Raw genomic sequence first — 18,177 nt, 5'->3', positions numbered from 1 at the left:
TCTCCAAGAGATTCACGGGTACTTTTTATCACCGTAGTTTTACCTATATAGTGATTAGTATTTTTCTAATACTAATACATCGTAACCATCTAACATTTTACGACCATCTAAGTAAGTAAGTTCTACTAAGAATGCAATTCCTGCTACAACTCCGCCTAGCTCTTCAACTAACTTAATTGTCGCTTCGATTGTTCCACCTGTAGCTAATAGATCATCTGTAATTAATACGCGCTGACCTGGCTTAATTGCATCTTTATGGATTGTTAAAACATCTTTACCATATTCTTTACCGTAGTCAACTATAATTACTTCACGTGGTAATTTTCCTAATTTACGAACTGGCGCAAATCCTACTTCTAACGCATAAGAAACTGGGCAACCGATAATGAAACCACGAGCTTCTGGTCCTACTACAACATCGATATCTCTTTCTTTTGCGTACTCAACGATTGCGTCTGTTGCTGCTTTGTATGCTTTACCGTCATTCATTAAAGGTGTAATGTCTTTAAACACAATACCTTCTTTCGGATAATCCGGTACAATTGCGATATGTTGCTTGAAATCCATATTTCTGAATCCTCCTCAGATCTAAAAGGTTTGTAAATACAAATCCTTTACCCTAACTGTTCTACTTCTTTATGATTACGAATCGTTTCAAACCATGTATATAGTTGCTGATATGTGCTATAAACCAATTCTTTTTCTAATTGTAAGTGGTTCATTTTCTCACGATATGTGTTCGATTCAATTAAATCACGCTTTTGTTTTTTGTCTGCCATAAAAATGACGCCATCTTTTATTGTAACAAATTCTAACTCAAAAAACACCTGTGTCATGAAATTTACTGTATCTTTTGACCAACCTTTATGACGACATAGTTGTTCTCCATATTGTCTTAAAGAAAATGGTGTTTTTTGGCTTAAGAAAGAATAGTACCATTTAAAGTGTTCTCTCGTCGGAACTGTACTAAATAAGTGGTTATTCTCTTGATAAAATAGCGTATAAATTCGCGCTGGGAATCCTACCTTAAATAGCTCACGTAATTCATCTGTTCCTTTTGGTAAATCAAGTAACACGATATATTGATCATCTAAATGCGTTACTTCTGAAGCATGCATGAGCTTTTCTTTATAGCTCTCTAAAGAAAATTTATTCAATACCTCTTCAGAAAAATACACCATTGTTATTTTTTCTTTCGGAAGTTCTGCTAAATTTGCTTCTGCATTACGCATACTACGCCAATCAAATAATTGCCACGCCTCTACAGCAATATCTTGTACCATTAATTGTGGCTTCTTAAAATTATTCCATTCATTGATGGATGCTTCTCCTATTACAGATACTTTTGCAACTGGAGAGATTTCTTTCGCATATGCACCAAAACCAAATCCAATTGTATCCAGTGTTGCTTGTCCATCACGAAGAGCCATTTTTAAATGAGAGCCATCTGATCCGATCGCGCGAATACTTTCTAACTCTGCATCTTTCACTGCAATACGTGGTTTCGGATTTCCAACACCAAACGGGGCTAGTTTTTGCATATCTTCAATTGCCGCTAGTGTTACATCCTCTACTTTACAAAAAACATCAACTGCTGTAATTGGAATAAAATCTTCTTCTGTTAAAATTGCATCTGCTTGTTCATTTAAGCGGCGACGTAATTCATCTACATCATTCATATGTAGCGTCATTCCCGCTGCCATCGGATGCCCTCCAAAGTGTGGCAATAACTCTCTACAATCTGATAAATTTGCAAACAAATCAAATCCTGCAATACTACGTGCTGAGCCTTTTGCTGTTTCTTTTATAGGATCAATGCTTAATACAATCGTCGGACGATAAAAACGTTCAACTAATTTCGAAGCAACAATTCCAATTACCCCTGGGTTCCAGCCTTCTTTTGCAAGTACTAATACTTTATTTTCTTCTGATGGGAAGTTATTTTCCACTTCAGCGATAGCTTCTTCTGTAATTTGCTTTACAATATCTTTTCGCAGTTTGTTCAGCTCATCAATTTCTTCAGCTAGCTCTTTCGCTTCCTCTGGATCATCTGATAATAAAAGGTGTACAGCCGGCGCAGCATCTTCTAAACGCCCGACCGCATTAATACGAGGTGCAATTGAGAAGCCAATACTCTCTTCGGTAATTTCACTTTGCGAAACGTTAGCAACTTTAAACAATGCCTTCAAACCAATATTTCTCGTCATACGCATATGTTTTAAACCGCGTTTCACTAGCAACCTATTTTCACCATGAAGTGATACTAAATCGGCTACTGTACCGATTACTGCGATCTCTAATAAATGTTCTGGTACACGGCCTAATAGCGCATGCGCAACTTTAAACGCAACACCTACACCAGCTAAATAGTGAAACGGATATACACCGCCATCTAATTTCGGATGTATAATCGCAAGTGCTTCTGGCAATTCTGGCGGTGGCTCATGGTGATCTGTAATAATTAGATCTATTCCAAGCTCTTTCGCTACATTCGCTTCATGTACCGCTGCAATACCAGTATCGACAGTAATAATTAGCGAGAACCCTGCGCTATGCGCCCAACGAAATGCTTCTTCGTTCGGTCCATACCCTTCTGTAAAACGATTTGGAATGTAAAATTCTACTTCTGCACCTAATTCTTGAAGAGCAAGATATAAAACTGTCGTACTACTTACTCCGTCCGCATCGTAATCACCAAATATTAATATTTGCTCTCCATTTTGAATCGCCTTATTTACACGTTCTACCGTTCTATCCATTCCTTCTAATAAAAATGGATCATGAAATTCTTGATTTTCTGTATTTAAAAAATCTAAAATCTTATCTTCTGTATCGAGTCCTCTACCGAGGAATAACGAAACGACAAGTGGCGATAACTGTAATTTACTTGCTAATTCACTCACTCGCTCGTCATTATATTCTTTTTCTTTCCAACGCGTCTTCGGTTGTAACACGAAATCACCCCTTAACCTGTTCATTATACAAGACAGATTAAGGGGTGACAATATAATGCAAACTACGATGCAATATCTATATACTAAAATGTTAATGATGTTTAATTTGGAGAATACGGATTTATATGTACGAATACATTTTGTACATTATCTTGTTTCATAAGTATTTCTTTCACATGTTTTCCAATACGGTGTCCTTCTTCTACAGTAATGTATGGATCTACAGACACTTTAATATCGACAATAACATAATGACCATGCTCCCGTGCATATAAAGAACCAATTTTTTTCACACCATCTACTTGAAGAACTGCTTCTCTAAGCGGAATAACATCCTCCTCATGAAGAACATGGTCAAGCGTTGCATGAATTGCTTCCGCTCCAATGCTCCACGCCATTTTTACAACAAGAAGTGAAACAACTAATCCTGCAATTGGATCAGCGTATACAAGCCAGTCTATACCAAGCTTACCACCGATTATAGCTGCACAAATACCGATTAAAGCTGCAATTGAAGAAAATACATCCGAACGGTGCTCATATGCATTTGCAATAATTGCATCACTGTTTACTCTTTTCCCTAATCGGAATTTATATTGAAACATTCCTTCTTTCACGACGATTGAAAGAACAACAGCAAATATCGTAATTCCTTTCGGCGGTTCTAGTTCTTGCGAAAAAGCTTTTATAGACGAAATCGCGATTTCAAGTCCCACGATAAATAATAATACCGCTACAATAATCGCTGAAATCGATTCCGCTTTACCATGACCATACGGATGATCCTCATCAGGTGGCTGCTTTGCCGCTCGCAATCCAAAAAGTACAGCTAGCGAACCAATTACATCTGATGCAGAATGCACGGCATCCGCTAACAGTGCTTTACTGTTCCCAATATAACCAATTACCGCCTTTACAATCGCTAATATAATATTACCAACGATTCCGACAATAGCACCAAACTCGGCCTGTTTAAAACGTTCATCTTTTTCCATAATTAAAATCCCTTCTTTTCTTAACCTATCTTTTTATTTTAACAAAAACAGCGATAACACCACCACTTTCTTCCATCTTCTTTCTGTAAAAAAGTTGCTATCTTATTGTATCCACAAACGAAAAAAGAGATGCCTCATAAAGAGACATCATCTTTTCTATACTTGCGGTTCAGATTCTACTTTCTCAACCTTCTTCTTGCTTTTACCTCTTTTCAAACGACGGTTCTCAAGCATTAACCAAATTTGAGAGGCAACGAAAACAGAAGAGTACGTACCTACAATTAATCCAACAAGTAACGCAAACGAGAAGTTACGTAGTGACTCACTACCGAAGATAAGCAGTGCAATTACTGGGAATAACACTGTTAATACGGTGTTAATCGAGCGACCAAGCGTTTGACGAATACTTGCATTCACGATTTCTTCTAGGTCTTTTATATCGCGCACTCGTTTTTTCTGTTTGTATAATTCACGGTTTCTATCAAATGTAACAATCGAGTCATTAATAGAATAACCGATGATTGTTAGTACTGCAGCAATAAACGTTAAGTCTACCTCTAGTTGGAAAATACTAAACATAACAATCATAACGAATGCGTCATGTAATAATGCAAGTACTGCAGATAACGCATACGTAAAGCGGAAACGAATACTTACGTATAAAATGATAACCGCAGAAGCAATCAGTACTGCGATAAATGCATTCCGTGCAATTTCTTTACCGATTGTCGGTGAAACTGTACTTACGTTTGGATCTGTACCATATTTGTCATGGAAGAATGTTTTTGTTTTTGCAATTTCATCTTTTGATAAAACACCTAATGTACGGACTGCGAAACCTTTATTGTCATCTCCAGTCGGTACAATATTTTCTTCCTTCACATCAATGTTCAATTCTTTAAAATCTTTATGAACATCAGACACAGTAACTGATTGTTTTGATTGCAAGTCGATACGTGTACCACTCGCAAAATCAATTCCAAGATTCAACTTGAAAATTGGCAAGATAATTGCTCCTGCAATTACAACTACAATCGAGAAAATAAGGAATTTATGACCGATATTTACGAAGTTAATACGATCGAATCTTGTCGGTGGATGTACTACACCTTTTGTCAACGGAATAATATCCTTTTGTTTCACACCAAAATATCCTGGCTTTTTATCGAAGTAACGGCTCTTTACAAGTAAACTTAGTAAGAAACGAGTACCGAATACGTTCGTAATAAAACCAACTAAAATACTTACGATTAAACTTGTTGCGAATCCTTTTACAGAGCTATTACCGTAAACAAATAACACACCAGCTGCTGCAAGAGTTGTAATGTTCGCATCTAAAATTGTTGCTAATGAACGATGGTTACCAGCACGGAACGCTGACATCATGGACTTACCAATTTTCAGCTCTTCTTTCAGTCTCTCGTACGTAATAATATTCGCATCAACTGCGATACCTACTCCGAGCACTAACGCCGCAATACCTGGCAACGTAAGAACTGCATGCATCCAGTTAAAGACAAGTAATGTAACGAAAATGTATAAACCTAACATAATAACCGCTACAAGTCCTGGTAAACGGTAGAATACAAGCATAAATAAGAAAATAAGAGCGATACCAATCGCACTAGCGAAAATCGTTTGCTCTAACGCTTGTTGACCAAATTTCGCTCCAACAGATGTTGAATACATTTCTTTTAAATCAACAGGAAGTGCACCTGCATTTAATAAAGATGAAAGTTGTTTCGCACTTTCAACTGTGAAGTTTCCACCTACGATAGATACTTCAGCTTGGTTAAATACTTGGTTTACTGTTGCTGCTGATAAGAACTTCGGATTCGGTTTTGCAGATTCTGCTTTGTACGAATCTTTTCCTTCTTCAAAATCAAGCCAAATTACCATTAAATTCGTTGGTGGTGGCATTTTTGAAATTTTTTCAGTTACTTCACGGAATTTTTCAGCGCTCTTTAGTGTAAGACCTACGCTCGCACGGCCTTGCTCATCAAATGTTTGCTTCGCTCCGCCGCCTTTTAAATCCGTTCCGTCCATAAGAAGATTATCATCTACATCACGGAATGTTAATTTCGCTTGTGTTGATAACATTTCACGTGCTTTTTGCTGATCTTGTACACCAGCAAGCTGTACACGAATTCGATCTTGCCCTTCGATTTGAATGTTCGGCTCACTTACACCGAGAACATTGACACGATTCTCAAGAGCACCTACTGTACTTACAAGTACGTCTCGATCGATTTTGTCACCTTTTTTGGCTGGTTTTACTTCATACAGAATTTCAAAACCACCGCGAAGGTCTAGTCCTAGACTAATTCCTTTTGCTATGTCTTTTCCTGCCGCACCAATTACTCCACCGATTAATAAAACGATGAGGAAAAAGGCGGCAATTCTCGTACCACGCTTTGCCATATGTACCCTCTTTCCGCTACTAACACTTTAAATAAATCTCTTACGATTCACTTTTACACGTGTGCATACGTCTAGTTAGTAGACTTCCTTTCTATAATTTTGCTAGCTCATCACTAGCTGTGCCGGTACGTTTTCACGATACCTGCACTTTCATTATTTGTTTTCTCTCTTCACTACCTCCTTTATATATGATCTTAGACATAATTATTTCCTGATTATCAATACCTATCATTATACTGCAAAAGGAAGAACAAACCAATTGCAGTCAGTTATTTATTTTCATATTCATCAAATGACCAAAGTGGCGCTTGATATGCTTCAACAGTTAAATATGTCATATATTCATTAGCACTTACTGTTAATACGTCATTAACTAATTCATACAATCTAACATCGCCGTCTATCTTCTTCCACTTTTTTACTTTAAGAAACTTCCAAATGTCATCATCTGTCACTCTGTCGTAGCCGAACATTTGAAACTCTTCTACTTTACTTTCTAAAACGACTTGTAACTGTCCGCGGTATGATTCTACCAAAGCCTCTCTATCTAACATCTATAACATCTCCTTCTTATTTCGCACGAAAAGTCGCTTTTATTCCCGCTCTAATGGACAGCAATAACTACTTTCAAGAGCACTATCATACTTCACTCTCTTAAATGCTTGTCATTCTTGTCTCGTACGTGCATATAAATTATTGTAAATCATTCCATTGATTTTGAGAAGGTAGGAGAAGAACATGACGAGACAAAGCTTTTTAAAAGGCGCATTTATTTTAATGATAGCCGGCTTCATTACAAAAATACTCGGCTTTATCAACCGCATAGTAATGGCACGTATTTTAGGAGAAGAAGGCGTTGGTCTTTATATGATGGCCGTTCCTACATTCATTTTAGCAATTACATTGACACAAATTGGTCTTCCTGTCGCAATCGCAAAATTTGTAGCAGAAGCGGAAGCTGTGAACGATAAACAAAGAGTTAAAAAAATATTAACCGTATCACTAGCTGTTACATCCGTTATTAGTATCATTTTAACAATCGGAATTATGTTCCTCACACCTATTTTAGCAAAAACATTATTAACCGACGAAAGAACGTACTATCCATTAATGGCCATTTTGCCCGTTGTTCCTGTTATTGCTGTTTCTTCTGTTTTGCGTGGTTACTTTCAAGGGAAACAAAACATGAAACCTAGCGCTTATGCGCAAGTTCTAGAACAAGTCGTCCGCATTACCATTATTGCTATATGCATTCAATTATTTTTACCTTACGGCATAGAATACGCTGCAGCCGGCGCTATGTTATCAGCTGTTCTCGGTGAAGTTGCATCGTTATTATTTTTACTCACGTTATTTCAGCGAGAAAAACATTTATCAATACGCTCTGGATTTTTCACTACTGTAAAGGAAAGCAAAGGGACATTTTATTCTCTGATGGATATTGCCCTTCCAACTACAGGAAGTCGTTTAATCGGCTCCGTTTCATATTTTTTTGAACCTATTGTCGTTATGCAAAGCTTAGCAATCGCTGGTGTCGCTGCTTCTGTTGCAACCCAGCAATACGGTATATTAAACGGTTATGCATTCCCGCTCCTATCACTACCCGCCTTTATTACATACGCTCTCTCTACAGCGCTCGTCCCTTCTATTAGTGAAGCAATGGCAAAAAGACAACATAAATTAGTGGAGCACCGTTTACAACAAGCACTTCGAATTTCATTAATTACCGGCGGATGGTCTGTCGTTATATTATACGTATTCGCTTCTCCTGTTTTAACTCTTATGTATGGATCAGACAGCGCAACAGCATTCATTCAACTTCTTGCGCCTTGCTTTTTATTTCATTATTTCCAAAGTCCACTTACCTCTGTTTTGCAAGCTTTAAACTTAGCAAGAGCTGCAATGATGAATACATTTATTGGTGCCATCGTGAAATTAATCGTTATTTTTGTACTAGCATCAAGGCCAGAATTTCAAATGATGGGGGTTGCTCTCGCTATTGCTGCAAATATTGTAACAGTAACATTTCTTCACTACGCTACTGTTTTAAAAAAGATTACATTTACCATTTACGCAAAAGACTATATTTTCGGTGGACTCGCCATCGGTATCGCGGGCGCCTTCGGTTTTTATCTTCATAAATATATTATTTTCTCTCATGCCCTTGGCATACAAACATTATGGGAAATCACTTTAACAACAATTGTTTATATCGTACTTCTCTTCACTTTCAAACTCATTCGAAAAGAAGAGTTAAGTCGTCTCCCTATCATTCGTAAACTTTCATTTTTGAAATAAGTTGAAACTTTAATCAGTGGGGTAATCTCCACTGATTATTAGTTAAACTAATCATTCTTACTCTTTCAAAGGATAAATCTCTAATCTTCTTTTACATCAACAAAAAATTTTCCGTTTTGAAAACTACAGTATAAAATTTGTGTTACATCGTTATAACCTAAGTTTTTTAATTTCTCAATAAGCCATGCATCTGTATGTTCAATCATTTGTAAATGACTAGATTGAATTTCTCCATCAATAATAAGAGGAAGCGTAAACTGCAATGTATCTTGTTTATTTTTTTGTTTTTGAAAGACAGATAACTTCCCAGACGGTTCCAAAATAGCATATTCTACATCCCGAATATCTCCAACTCCTTGTTCCCTTAATTGCATCATTAAATCATCTATATTATAACGTTGCTTTCTCATCTTCTTTTCATCAATCTTTCCCGCGTTTACAAGAATAGCCGGCTCACCTTCTATTAAATGCCGAAAGCGTTGATACTTTAGGGAAATGACTGACAAAATAATTTGGATGCACATAAGAAAAGTCATCGGAACTAATTGATGCCAAAGTGATTTATCGGTATTTTCAATTGCCACTACAGCCATTTCTCCAAGCATAATAAATACGACTAAATCTAATACACTTAGCTCTCCTATCTCACGTTTACCCATAAGACGAAAAATAATTAAGATGATGATATACAAAAGCATTGTCCGTCCAATTATTGATATCCATTCCATTTCTACATCTCCTTTTTTACGTATAGACTCCCCTATAAAAAAGAAACTAGTCTAACTTAGACAAAAGGAAAATATGCTTGTATTAAAAAGGGGGAATGCATAAATGGATGGAACGAAAAAATTATCAACTGCAATTGGCTTCGGTATTGTTACACTACTAATTCTCGCATCTATTACTAGCATGATTATGGCTCTTTTATTAAAGTTTACGAATATAAACGAAGGGACATTAACCGTTACTATTTTTATACTCGCTCTTTTATCTATGCTTATGTCTGGATTTACTGCCGGCAAAAAGGCTCAAGGAAAAGGTTGGCTAGTAGGTCTCACAACAGGTCTCACGTTCACTATACTCGTTTTTCTAGTTAACTATTTAGGCTTTTCTCAAACTTTATCGAACTCACAATTACTTTATCAATTAGCATTAATGGGGGCGAGTACACTCGGTGGTATTTTCGGTGTAAATATGTCAAAGCAAAGTAACTAAAAAAGGCCCTGCACATTTCATGCAGGGCCTTCCACATTAGTTTTTCACAACTTCACGAATCGCATTGCGATCGAAAGTTAAGTGTGAACCACCAGATTTAATAACGATTTTTGTCTCATCTACTGATTCAATTGTACCGTGTAAACCACCGATTGTTACGATAGCATCACCTTTTGCTAACTCACTTTGCATTTGAGCAACTGCTTTTTGACGTTTTTGTTGCGGGCGAATTAATAAGAAATAGAAAATCGCAAACATCGCAACGATCATAACGATATTCATCATACCTGCATTCATCTTTTGTTCCTCCTTTTAAATTATGTATTAGAAGTTTTTAGCATTCGGTTTATTAAAGCCATACTGTTCAAAGAACTCTTCGCGGAAATCGCCAAGACGGTCTTCACGAATAGCTTGTCTCACCTGCTCCATTAAGTTTAACAGAAAATGAAGGTTGTGATAAGACGTTAAACGAATTCCGAACGTTTCATCACATTTCATTAAGTGACGAATGTACGCACGTGAGTAGTTTTTACATGTGTAGCAATCACAGTTTGGATCAAGCGGACCGAAGTCTCTTGCGAATTTCGCATTTTTTACAACAAGGCGACCTTCACTTGTCATACATGTACCATTTCGAGCGATACGAGTTGGAAGTACACAGTCAAACATATCAATACCACGAATTGCGCCATCGATTAACGAGTCAGGAGAACCTACACCCATTAAGTAACGAGGCTTATTATCTGGAAGAAGTGGTGTTGTAAACTCAAGAACACGGTTCATAATATCTTTCGGTTCACCAACAGATAAACCACCTACAGCGTAACCAGGGAAGTCCATTGAAACAAGATCTTTCGCACTTTGACGACGAAGCTCTTCGTACTCCCCGCCCTGTACAATACCGAATAAACCTTGATCTTGCGGACGTTCATGCGCTTTTAAGCAACGTTCTGCCCAGCGGCTCGTACGCTCTACAGATTTCTTCATATATTCAAAAGTAGCTGGGAATGGTGGACACTCATCAAATGCCATCATAATATCTGAACCTAATGCATTTTGGATTTCCATCGCTTTTTCTGGTGATAAGAATAATTTATCTCCATTTAAGTGATTACGGAAGTGAACGCCTTCCTCTTCAATACGACGGAAGTCACTTAAACTGAATACTTGGAAACCACCAGAGTCTGTTAAGATTGCACGATCCCAGTTCATAAATTTATGCAAGCCGCCTGCTTCACGAATAATTTCATGACCTGGACGTAGCCATAAATGATACGTATTACTTAAAATAATGCCAGAATCCATTGCTTTTAATTCTTCTGGTGACATTGTCTTAACTGTTGCAAGTGTACCAACTGGCATAAATGTTGGTGTATCAAATGAACCGTGCGGCGTATGCACACGACCTAAACGGGCACCCGTTTGTTTACATGTCTTAATAAATTCATAACGAATTGCTGTCATAACTTACTCCTTTTATTTGTTTCTCATTTTAGCGTGAGATGCAACGAACATTGCATCACCGAAGCTAAAGAAACGATATTTTTCTTTTACTGCTTCATTATAAGCATGAAGTACATTATCTCTATTTGCAAATGCACTTACAAGCATAATTAATGTTGATTTCGGTAAATGGAAGTTTGTAATTAAACCATCAATTGCTTTAAATTCATATCCCGGATACATGAAAATATCTGTCCATCCAGAAGCGGCACAAAGCTTACCTTCATGATCTGTTGCAATTGTTTCTAACGTACGAGTTGATGTCGTACCTACAGTAATAATACGTCCACCATTCTCTTTCACACGATTTAATAATGCCGCTGTCTCTTCAGACATATGATAATATTCTGCGTGCATATGGTGTTCTTCAATCGTGTCTGCAGAAACTGGTCTAAATGTTCCAAGTCCTACGTGAAGTGTAATGAATGCTAACTGAACGCCTTTTTGCTTTAACTTCTCAAGTAACTCTTCTGTAAAGTGAAGTCCCGCAGTCGGCGCTGCTGCTGAACCGATTTCTTTCGCATATACTGTTTGATAGCGATCGCGATCTTCTAGCGTCTCTTTAATATATGGAGGAAGTGGCATTTCCCCAAGTTCATCTAAAATTTCATAGAAGATGCCGTCATATGAAAATTCAAGCTGACGTCCACCTTGATCTGCAGTTCCTGTGCAAGTTGCTTTTAATTTCCCTTCGCCAAAAGAGATAACAGTTCCTTCTTTTACACGTTTCGCTGGCTTTACAAGCGTTTCCCACTTATCACCTTCTTCTTGTTTTAAAAGAAGTACTTCAATGTGCGCGCCTGTATCTTCTTTCACACCGTGCAAACGAGCAGGCATAACTTTCGTTTCATTTAAAACTAAGCAATCCCCCTCATGTAAGTAAGAAAGAATATCCGTAAAATGTTTATGCTCAATATCACCTGTTTCACGGTCTAACACCATTAATCTTGATGTTTCACGCTCTTCTAACGGGACTTGTGCAATAAGTTCTTCTGGTAAATGAAAATCAAACAGATTTATATCCATAGCTATATCCACCTATTTCTTATTTAAATCGATTTATTATATACATAATAAAAGATAATACAATACTTAACACAATACATGTAATGATAGGAAAATAAAAGGTAACGTTTCCTTTTTTCACAAAAATATCGCCTGGAAGCCTTCCAATGAACTTCCAAGCTAATCCAACAACGATGAGTAAGATCCCGGCTGTAATAAGCAGCTTTGGCATCTCCGTCATACTTTTGGTATCTCCATTCCGAAATGTTCATACGCAAGCGGCGTTACAATTCGGCCCCTTGGCGTTCGTTGTAAAAAACCAATTTGTAATAAATACGGCTCATACACATCTTCAATCGTATGAGATTCTTCTCCAATTGTTGCTGAAACCGTTTCTAATCCAACTGGACCGCCACGGAATTTCTCAATAATACCAAGCAGTAATTTATGATCAATATGATCTAGACCTAATTTATCTACTTGCAGTAGCTCTAATGCCATTTGTGTAATTTCCATCGTAACCGTTCCGTTACCACGAACTTGCGCGAAATCACGTACACGTCTTAAAAGACGATTCGCAATACGAGGTGTACCACGAGCACGTCTTGCAATTTCTAATGCAGCTAACGAATCGATTTCAACTTCAAATACTTCTGCTGTACGTTCAACAATCGCAGAAAGCTGATCTACTGTGTAGTACTCTAACCTTGAAAGTACACCGAAGCGGTCACGAAGCGGTGCCGATAATGCTCCAGCACGTGTTGTTGCTCCAACTAATGTAAATGGCGGTAAATCTAGGCGTACAGAACGTGCTGAAGGCCCTTTTCCAATTACAATATCAAGGCAAAAGTCTTCCATCGCAGGATACAATACTTCTTCAATTGATCTATGCAAACGATGAATTTCATCAATAAATAATACATCCCCTGGCTGAAGCGCTGTTAATACAGCAGCTAAATCTCCTGGTCTTTCAATTGCGGGACCTGAAGTTGTTCTAACATTAACGCCCATCTCATTGGCAATAATATTCGCAAGCGTCGTTTTACCAAGACCTGGTGGTCCATATAAAAGCACGTGATCTAACGTTTCTTCACGCATTTTCGCCGCTTCAATAAATACTTCTAAATTATGTTTTGCTTTATCTTGGCCAATATACTGACGGAGCGTCTGTGGCCGTAATGAATATTCTAAATCCGCATCTTCATATGCAGATTCCCCTGAAAGGAGACGTTCGTCCATTATACTCACCTCTTACCATTTAGTAAAAGACTAAGTGCCTTTTTAATATACTGATCCGTCGTTAATGATTCTTTTAATAACTCTGGTACAACACGAGAAACTTCGCGTTCTGCGTATCCAAGTGCGCGCAGAGCTTCCAGTGCCTCATCAAGCTCAGCTGATGAACCTTTCTTCTCATCAAAACGTTCTGTGTCTGAGAATAAATCAACAAATGCATCTGGTACGACATCTGCTAGTTTTCCTTTTAAATCTAAAATCATTTGGCGTGCTGTTTTCTTTCCGACGCCTGGGAATTTCACTAAAAACTTCTCATCTTCATGCTCAATCGCTTGAACGACCTGTCCTGTTTGACCAGAAGCTAAAATTGCAAGAGCTCCTTTTGGCCCAATGCCAGACACGCCTAACAACTTTGTAAATAATAAACGCTCTTCACGTGTTTTAAACCCGTAAAGTGCCATAATATCTTCTCTTACATAATGATATGTATAGACACGGATTTCTTGCTTACTTCTTTGAAATACATACGGATTCGGTGTGAAAATTTGATAACCAATTCCATTATGATCAATTACGACATATTCCGGCCCTACATACTCCACGTAACCTGTAACATATTCAAACAAAATACGATCTCTCCCTCTTAAATCATGTATTCCATTTTAACATATTTAATGATAGAAAAGCGAGACTACCCCAACAAATGTTCTCCACTTGAAACTTCTGTTATTTTCCATTGACAGAAAGGTTAAAGCACCTTAATATACAGAAGTCGATAATGATTATCAATACTAATTAAAGGGGTTACATCAGGATGAAACGTAAGCTATTTATTTTATTTACTATTATGCTCGTTGTTCTTTCTATCGTTGGCTGTTCTTCTCAAAAAGAAGAATCGAAGGCAAAAGAACAACCGAAAACAAAAGTTGTAAAACATGCTAAAGGTGAAGCTACAATTCCAGTAAATCCAAAGAGAATTGTTGACTTATCTGGATCAACAGAAGAACTATTACTTCTTGGACACAAACCTGTTGGTACAGCAAATACATATAAAGATAAAATCCAAAATCACTTAACAGACAAGTTAGATGGAGTAAAAGCAGTAGGTTGGTACTGGGCACCTAAAGTTGATTTAGAAGCTGTTACTGCTTTAAAACCAGACTTAATTATTTTAAACAACCGTCAATTAAAAATTTATGATCAACTAGAAAAGGTTGCACCTACAGTTGTTCTAGAAACAAACTTAGAAGACTGGCGTGGTAAGTTTAAAGAAGTAGGTAAGCTATTTGACGAAGAGAAGAAAGCAGACAAATGGATTGCAGACTACGATAAGAAAGCAGACTCTTTATCTAAAAAAATTAAAGAGAAAACAAAAGATGAGAACTTTATGTTCGTTGCAGTTACACCACAAAACTTCCGTGTATACGGTAGCTTCGGATACGGTGACATCATCTTTAATGACTTAAAACTTCCAGCAACAAAAGGTACGGATTTAAAACAAACGATGGCGCAAGTATCACTAGAAGGTTTAGTTGCATTCCAGCCTGACCAAATGTTTATTGTAAACTTCGGCGGCGAAGCTGATAAAGTTTACGAAGACTACAAAAACAGTGCCGTTTGGAAAGACAATAAAGCAGTTAAAAATAATCACGTATATGAAGTATCAAATGAAGTCTTCAATACGAAAGCATTCAATCCAATCGGAAAAGATATGCTAATTGATGAAATCGCAAAAGAAATTTTAGCTAAAAACAAATAAGAAAAAAAAGCAGCTCACCATGAGCTGCTTTTTTTCTTACTTTGAACTGCGTATTGCTTCATTTTTTCAATCGTCTTCACAAAACCTTCTTTTGATTTAATACGAATGCCACGTTTCAATTTCGCACGTTCATAGCTCTCAAGCTTTTTCATATCAATTTGAAAGAAAGAATGGATCGCATTATCACTTTTCGGTACACCTTTGAAAATTTGTAATATCCCTTCCTCTGAAACACCAAAATACCCGCTCGTTTTCAATAACGGAGAAATATCATCAACTTTCTTTTGCAATACAATTTGTACATCATCACGATCAACGAGCTGCCATTCTTTATACTGCTGTAAAAACTTTTCTAAATCCGTCACTTTTTCTGTAAGTATTTCTTCGCTTACTTCGCCATCAACATACATACGCTCTAATAAAATTGTAACCTCAGGTTCTTTTTTCGTTACTTCTGGTACTGGCCCTTCCGCCTTCACATTCGTTTCATAAACGAAACAAAACATCATAACGAAAGCTTGCATCGCAATCAGTATCCATTTCATTTCCGTTCACCTCTTTTAGGCAAAATCAAACTTTCATTAGTAGTTTTTCCGGAAATGGGGGTTTTATCCACATTACATTTCTTTCGAAAAATAAAAAAATACAGATTAGGATTTACCTCATCTGTATGTATCATTTACTTTTATATAAAATGAAAGACGCCTGCAAAGCAGGCGTCTTGATGCGTTTACGGCGAGAGACCAGGCGACCACATTCGCGTGTTTAGCACTTAAGCATATCTCTCGTCTTACGTAAATTAGCTCATCGCTTTGCTAATATAACATTAATAAAGTATAAGTGCAACATGTTTATAAAAATATTTTATTTCCTCTGTTATCCAAACGAACAATATGTAAATTATAAATTGATAATTGCAACATATATGTTACAATTAATGTAACAGCGAAATCATCATAAAACAGGAGATGGATATTATTAAAAAAATAAAGGATGAACGTCTCATTCTGCAAACATTAAAAAACGTGCGTATCGCCTTTCTTTTTCAGTCACTTGGTATAATTGGAATTTTAAGCTACATCGGATTCACTGAAGGAATGGATCAAATTACGAAATCTCCATTGTGGCTATTATTTATGTTTACAAGTATTTTACTTGCTTATTTACAGTTAAGTGTTTCAATCGATGTAGAAGAAGGCGAAAAGGAAATACAGTTAACTCCTTATTACAAACTTGTCTTCCACTCCCTTATTGTAGGAATCGTTACGGCTATTATTTATATTATTTTCAGTCCAGAAAGACCACTGTTTGAAGCTATTTTAACAGGTAGTATTCTTTTCATATGCTTTTTAGTTTCTTATTCCGTTATTTATTTTATTAAAAAACGTCGCTTACAAGACAACGATGAATAAAGAGGAAGGGCTATCCCTTCCTCTTTTGTTTTGTTATCGCACTGTACCAGTTAAACCGTAACGAATGTCTCGGAACATATTCACTATGTCACGATTAAAATCGTTTGTAACTGTACCGTTACGTAGACGCGTACTCATTGCATCGACACGAGTAAACATATCATTTCTTACAGAAACATATACGTTTCTGTTTCCAACTTCATTTGAAACCGCTTGACGAATTTCGTTCGCCATCGCCGTTTCATTTGTCACTGTGTTACGTGGTTTTACCGCAATCGCTACATCGTTTCCATATACAACTGTAGACACACGGTCTACGTTATTCATACGTTTCACACGATTTGTTATTCTTTCAGCTGTTTTACCATCATTGTTAATGTATGAATTGTTCATTGTAATATTACGAGTTGGATGCGGATTAGCAATTTGTCCATTGTAATTTACATCTCGATAATAATTGTATCCTGTATCGTTACGACCATTTCTATATGTTACATAATCTGTATAACGATCATTACGCGTCACATTATCACGATACTGGTGTGTATCATTATAAGATGTACGCTCGTAATTGTAGTTACGTCCATCCATTGCATTGTTTTTTGGTGTACCACATGCAGCTAATGCACTAGTAACTAACAAAGAAGCAGCAATCACTTTTACTTTCGTATTCAATACAAAAACCCCCTCTGTTAGAATGAGCTTCTCTACTGAAAAGCTCCCTCTTATGATGAGTAACCGAGAAGGTTTTTACACTGTTAATATTTCACTAGGAATTTTCTAGCACTTCATAAAAAAACTTCATTTTCTTAATTAACAGGAATGCAAAAAAGGCGGGAATACTCCCGCCTTTTTAAACTTCTTCTTCGTCCTCTTCTTCTGAAACGGGCTCTCCAAATACATTCGGTGGATCTGGTTGATAATACATCGTTCCTGGCTGTGGTGCATATGCAGACTGAGTTGGTTGATAATATAAAGGATTCGCATATTGCGGACCGCCTGGTTGTGGACTATATAGTCTACTTTCTCCTCCGCATCCACAATCTTCCTCACCCTGCACAAGCGGTGGCATATTATTATCCATTGGCATCATATTCGGGTTTGGCATAGACGTATATTGCGGTCCAAACGGCGCTCCTTGCTGATATGGCATTTGATATGGATTTGGTTGTTGATAATACGGATTCGGCGGCATCATGGGCTGTTGATACGGCATTTGATACGGCATCATATTGGGTGGTTGATTGTTATCCATAATTGGCATCATATTCGGCATTTGATTGTTATCCATAATTGGCATTATATTCGGCATTTGGTTGTTATCCATAATTGGCATTATATTCGGCGGTTGGTTGTTATCCATAATCGGCATCATATTC

General features: G+C 37.1%; 18 protein-coding genes and 1 pseudogene. 4 read left to right on the top strand and 15 right to left on the bottom strand.

Annotated elements, in window-relative coordinates:
* Positions 1 to 54: 54 nt before the first annotated feature.
* The 5 genes from DN404_RS12380 to DN404_RS12360 form a co-directional block, all read right to left on the bottom strand.
* On the bottom strand, positions 55 to 567 hold the full coding sequence (locus DN404_RS12380; protein WP_149215103.1) for an adenine phosphoribosyltransferase: 513 nt from the start codon (positions 565 to 567) through the stop codon (positions 55 to 57).
* Positions 568 to 614: 47 nt separating this feature from the next.
* Positions 615 to 2,954 carry a single-stranded-DNA-specific exonuclease RecJ gene (gene recJ / locus DN404_RS12375; protein ID WP_149215102.1) on the bottom strand — a complete coding sequence of 780 codons (2,340 nt, stop codon included), beginning with the start codon at positions 2,952 to 2,954 and terminating at the stop codon, positions 615 to 617.
* 101 nt (positions 2,955 to 3,055) lie between these two features.
* Positions 3,056 to 3,949, bottom strand: coding sequence for a cation diffusion facilitator family transporter (locus DN404_RS12370; RefSeq protein WP_000409743.1), 894 nt, complete (start codon positions 3,947 to 3,949; stop codon positions 3,056 to 3,058).
* Between the two features lie 156 nt (positions 3,950 to 4,105).
* Positions 4,106 to 6,370, bottom strand: a complete 2,265-nt coding sequence (secDF, locus tag DN404_RS12365) for a protein translocase subunit SecDF (protein WP_149215101.1) — start codon at positions 6,368 to 6,370, stop codon at positions 4,106 to 4,108.
* 269 nt (positions 6,371 to 6,639) lie between these two features.
* Positions 6,640 to 6,924: a post-transcriptional regulator gene (locus tag DN404_RS12360; RefSeq protein ID WP_000886976.1), complete on the bottom strand. Its 285-nt coding sequence runs from the start codon at positions 6,922 to 6,924 to the stop codon at positions 6,640 to 6,642.
* Between the two features lie 184 nt (positions 6,925 to 7,108).
* Between DN404_RS12360 and spoVB the strand changes: the two genes are divergently transcribed.
* Positions 7,109 to 8,668, top strand: coding sequence for a stage V sporulation protein B (gene spoVB / locus DN404_RS12355; protein ID WP_000198300.1), 1,560 nt, complete (start codon positions 7,109 to 7,111; stop codon positions 8,666 to 8,668).
* 80 nt (positions 8,669 to 8,748) lie between these two features.
* Here spoVB and DN404_RS12350 read toward each other — a convergent pair whose 3' ends face one another.
* Positions 8,749 to 9,396 (bottom strand): DUF421 domain-containing protein, encoded by a 648-nt coding sequence (locus DN404_RS12350; protein ID WP_000454817.1) that lies wholly within the window; start codon positions 9,394 to 9,396, stop codon positions 8,749 to 8,751.
* A 103-nt stretch (positions 9,397 to 9,499) separates the two neighbouring features.
* On the opposite strand from DN404_RS12350, the gene DN404_RS12345 reads away from it, so the two are divergent.
* On the top strand, positions 9,500 to 9,883 hold the full coding sequence (locus DN404_RS12345; protein ID WP_000349150.1) for a TIGR04086 family membrane protein: 384 nt from the start codon (positions 9,500 to 9,502) through the stop codon (positions 9,881 to 9,883).
* 36 nt (positions 9,884 to 9,919) lie between these two features.
* Here the strand turns inward: DN404_RS12345 and yajC are convergent, their stop codons facing one another.
* Genes yajC through ruvA form a run of 6 tightly spaced genes read right to left on the bottom strand, consistent with a single transcriptional unit; the run spans position 9,920 to position 14,253 of the window.
* Positions 9,920 to 10,180, bottom strand: coding sequence for a preprotein translocase subunit YajC (gene yajC / locus DN404_RS12340; RefSeq protein WP_000991115.1), 261 nt, complete (start codon positions 10,178 to 10,180; stop codon positions 9,920 to 9,922).
* A gap of 27 nt (positions 10,181 to 10,207) precedes the next feature.
* Positions 10,208 to 11,347, bottom strand: coding sequence for a tRNA guanosine(34) transglycosylase Tgt (gene tgt, locus DN404_RS12335; RefSeq protein ID WP_000125365.1), 1,140 nt, complete (start codon positions 11,345 to 11,347; stop codon positions 10,208 to 10,210).
* A 12-nt stretch (positions 11,348 to 11,359) separates the two neighbouring features.
* Positions 11,360 to 12,412 (bottom strand): tRNA preQ1(34) S-adenosylmethionine ribosyltransferase-isomerase QueA, encoded by a 1,053-nt coding sequence (queA, locus tag DN404_RS12330; protein WP_000354034.1) that lies wholly within the window; start codon positions 12,410 to 12,412, stop codon positions 11,360 to 11,362.
* Positions 12,413 to 12,431: 19 nt separating this feature from the next.
* Positions 12,432 to 12,632: a DUF2905 domain-containing protein gene (locus DN404_RS12325; RefSeq protein WP_000138162.1), complete on the bottom strand. Its 201-nt coding sequence runs from the start codon at positions 12,630 to 12,632 to the stop codon at positions 12,432 to 12,434.
* On the bottom strand, positions 12,629 to 13,630 hold the full coding sequence (gene ruvB, locus DN404_RS12320) for a Holliday junction branch migration DNA helicase RuvB (protein WP_000344449.1): 1,002 nt from the start codon (positions 13,628 to 13,630) through the stop codon (positions 12,629 to 12,631). The genes DN404_RS12325 and ruvB overlap by 4 nt, the downstream gene beginning before the upstream one ends.
* Before the next feature lie 5 nt (positions 13,631 to 13,635).
* On the bottom strand, positions 13,636 to 14,253 hold the full coding sequence (ruvA, locus tag DN404_RS12315) for a Holliday junction DNA helicase RuvA (protein WP_000464511.1): 618 nt from the start codon (positions 14,251 to 14,253) through the stop codon (positions 13,636 to 13,638).
* Positions 14,254 to 14,441: 188 nt separating this feature from the next.
* Here ruvA and DN404_RS12310 point away from each other — a divergent pair, with 188 nt between their 5' ends.
* On the top strand, positions 14,442 to 15,386 hold the full coding sequence (locus DN404_RS12310) for an iron-hydroxamate ABC transporter substrate-binding protein (protein WP_000823606.1): 945 nt from the start codon (positions 14,442 to 14,444) through the stop codon (positions 15,384 to 15,386).
* Positions 15,387 to 15,400: 14 nt separating this feature from the next.
* Here DN404_RS12310 and DN404_RS12305 read toward each other — a convergent pair whose 3' ends face one another.
* Positions 15,401 to 15,931 carry a BofC C-terminal domain-containing protein gene (locus DN404_RS12305; protein ID WP_000871175.1) on the bottom strand — a complete coding sequence of 177 codons (531 nt, stop codon included), beginning with the start codon at positions 15,929 to 15,931 and terminating at the stop codon, positions 15,401 to 15,403.
* Between the two features lie 423 nt (positions 15,932 to 16,354).
* On the opposite strand from DN404_RS12305, the gene DN404_RS12300 reads away from it, so the two are divergent.
* Positions 16,355 to 16,798, top strand: coding sequence for a branched-chain amino acid ABC transporter substrate-binding protein (locus tag DN404_RS12300; protein WP_179951860.1), 444 nt, complete (start codon positions 16,355 to 16,357; stop codon positions 16,796 to 16,798).
* A gap of 33 nt (positions 16,799 to 16,831) precedes the next feature.
* Here the strand turns inward: DN404_RS12300 and DN404_RS12295 are convergent, their stop codons facing one another.
* Entirely contained in the window at positions 16,832 to 17,473 is a 642-nt protein-coding gene (locus tag DN404_RS12295; RefSeq protein ID WP_001093544.1) for a YhcN/YlaJ family sporulation lipoprotein, read from the bottom strand.
* A 178-nt stretch (positions 17,474 to 17,651) separates the two neighbouring features.
* A pseudogene (exsA, locus tag DN404_RS30975) lies at positions 17,652 to 18,177 on the bottom strand (spore coat assembly protein ExsA); the annotation flags it as partial.

Origin of the sequence: Bacillus sp. TE8-1, assembly GCF_008368855.1 — a bacterium.
GTDB classification, from domain to species: Bacteria; Bacillota; Bacilli; order Bacillales; family Bacillaceae_G; genus Bacillus_A; species Bacillus_A cereus.
Note: the sequence above shows the minus strand (reverse complement) of the source record. Positions and strands in the feature narration are given on the sequence as shown.

What these genes read in the sequence shown, in the direction of transcription:
- DN404_RS12380 (WP_149215103.1), bottom strand. Translation starts at nt 567, where the DNA reads ATGGATTTCAAGCAACATATCGCAATTGTACCGGATTATCCGAAAGAA.
- DN404_RS12370 (WP_000409743.1), bottom strand. Translation starts at nt 3,949, where the DNA reads ATGGAAAAAGATGAACGTTTTAAACAGGCCGAGTTTGGTGCTATTGTC.
- secDF (WP_149215101.1), bottom strand. Translation starts at nt 6,370, where the DNA reads ATGGCAAAGCGTGGTACGAGAATTGCCGCCTTTTTCCTCATCGTTTTA.
- DN404_RS12360 (WP_000886976.1), bottom strand. Translation starts at nt 6,924, where the DNA reads ATGTTAGATAGAGAGGCTTTGGTAGAATCATACCGCGGACAGTTACAA.
- spoVB (WP_000198300.1), top strand. Translation starts at nt 7,109, where the DNA reads ATGACGAGACAAAGCTTTTTAAAAGGCGCATTTATTTTAATGATAGCC.
- DN404_RS12350 (WP_000454817.1), bottom strand. Translation starts at nt 9,396, where the DNA reads ATGGAATGGATATCAATAATTGGACGGACAATGCTTTTGTATATCATC.
- DN404_RS12345 (WP_000349150.1), top strand. Translation starts at nt 9,500, where the DNA reads ATGGATGGAACGAAAAAATTATCAACTGCAATTGGCTTCGGTATTGTT.
- yajC (WP_000991115.1), bottom strand. Translation starts at nt 10,180, where the DNA reads ATGAATGCAGGTATGATGAATATCGTTATGATCGTTGCGATGTTTGCG.
- tgt (WP_000125365.1), bottom strand. Translation starts at nt 11,347, where the DNA reads ATGACAGCAATTCGTTATGAATTTATTAAGACATGTAAACAAACGGGT.
- queA (WP_000354034.1), bottom strand. Translation starts at nt 12,412, where the DNA reads ATGGATATAAATCTGTTTGATTTTCATTTACCAGAAGAACTTATTGCA.
- DN404_RS12325 (WP_000138162.1), bottom strand. Translation starts at nt 12,632, where the DNA reads ATGACGGAGATGCCAAAGCTGCTTATTACAGCCGGGATCTTACTCATC.
- ruvB (WP_000344449.1), bottom strand. Translation starts at nt 13,630, where the DNA reads ATGGACGAACGTCTCCTTTCAGGGGAATCTGCATATGAAGATGCGGAT.
- DN404_RS12310 (WP_000823606.1), top strand. Translation starts at nt 14,442, where the DNA reads ATGAAACGTAAGCTATTTATTTTATTTACTATTATGCTCGTTGTTCTT.
- DN404_RS12305 (WP_000871175.1), bottom strand. Translation starts at nt 15,931, where the DNA reads ATGAAATGGATACTGATTGCGATGCAAGCTTTCGTTATGATGTTTTGT.
- DN404_RS12300 (WP_179951860.1), top strand. Translation starts at nt 16,355, where the DNA reads ATGGATATTATTAAAAAAATAAAGGATGAACGTCTCATTCTGCAAACA.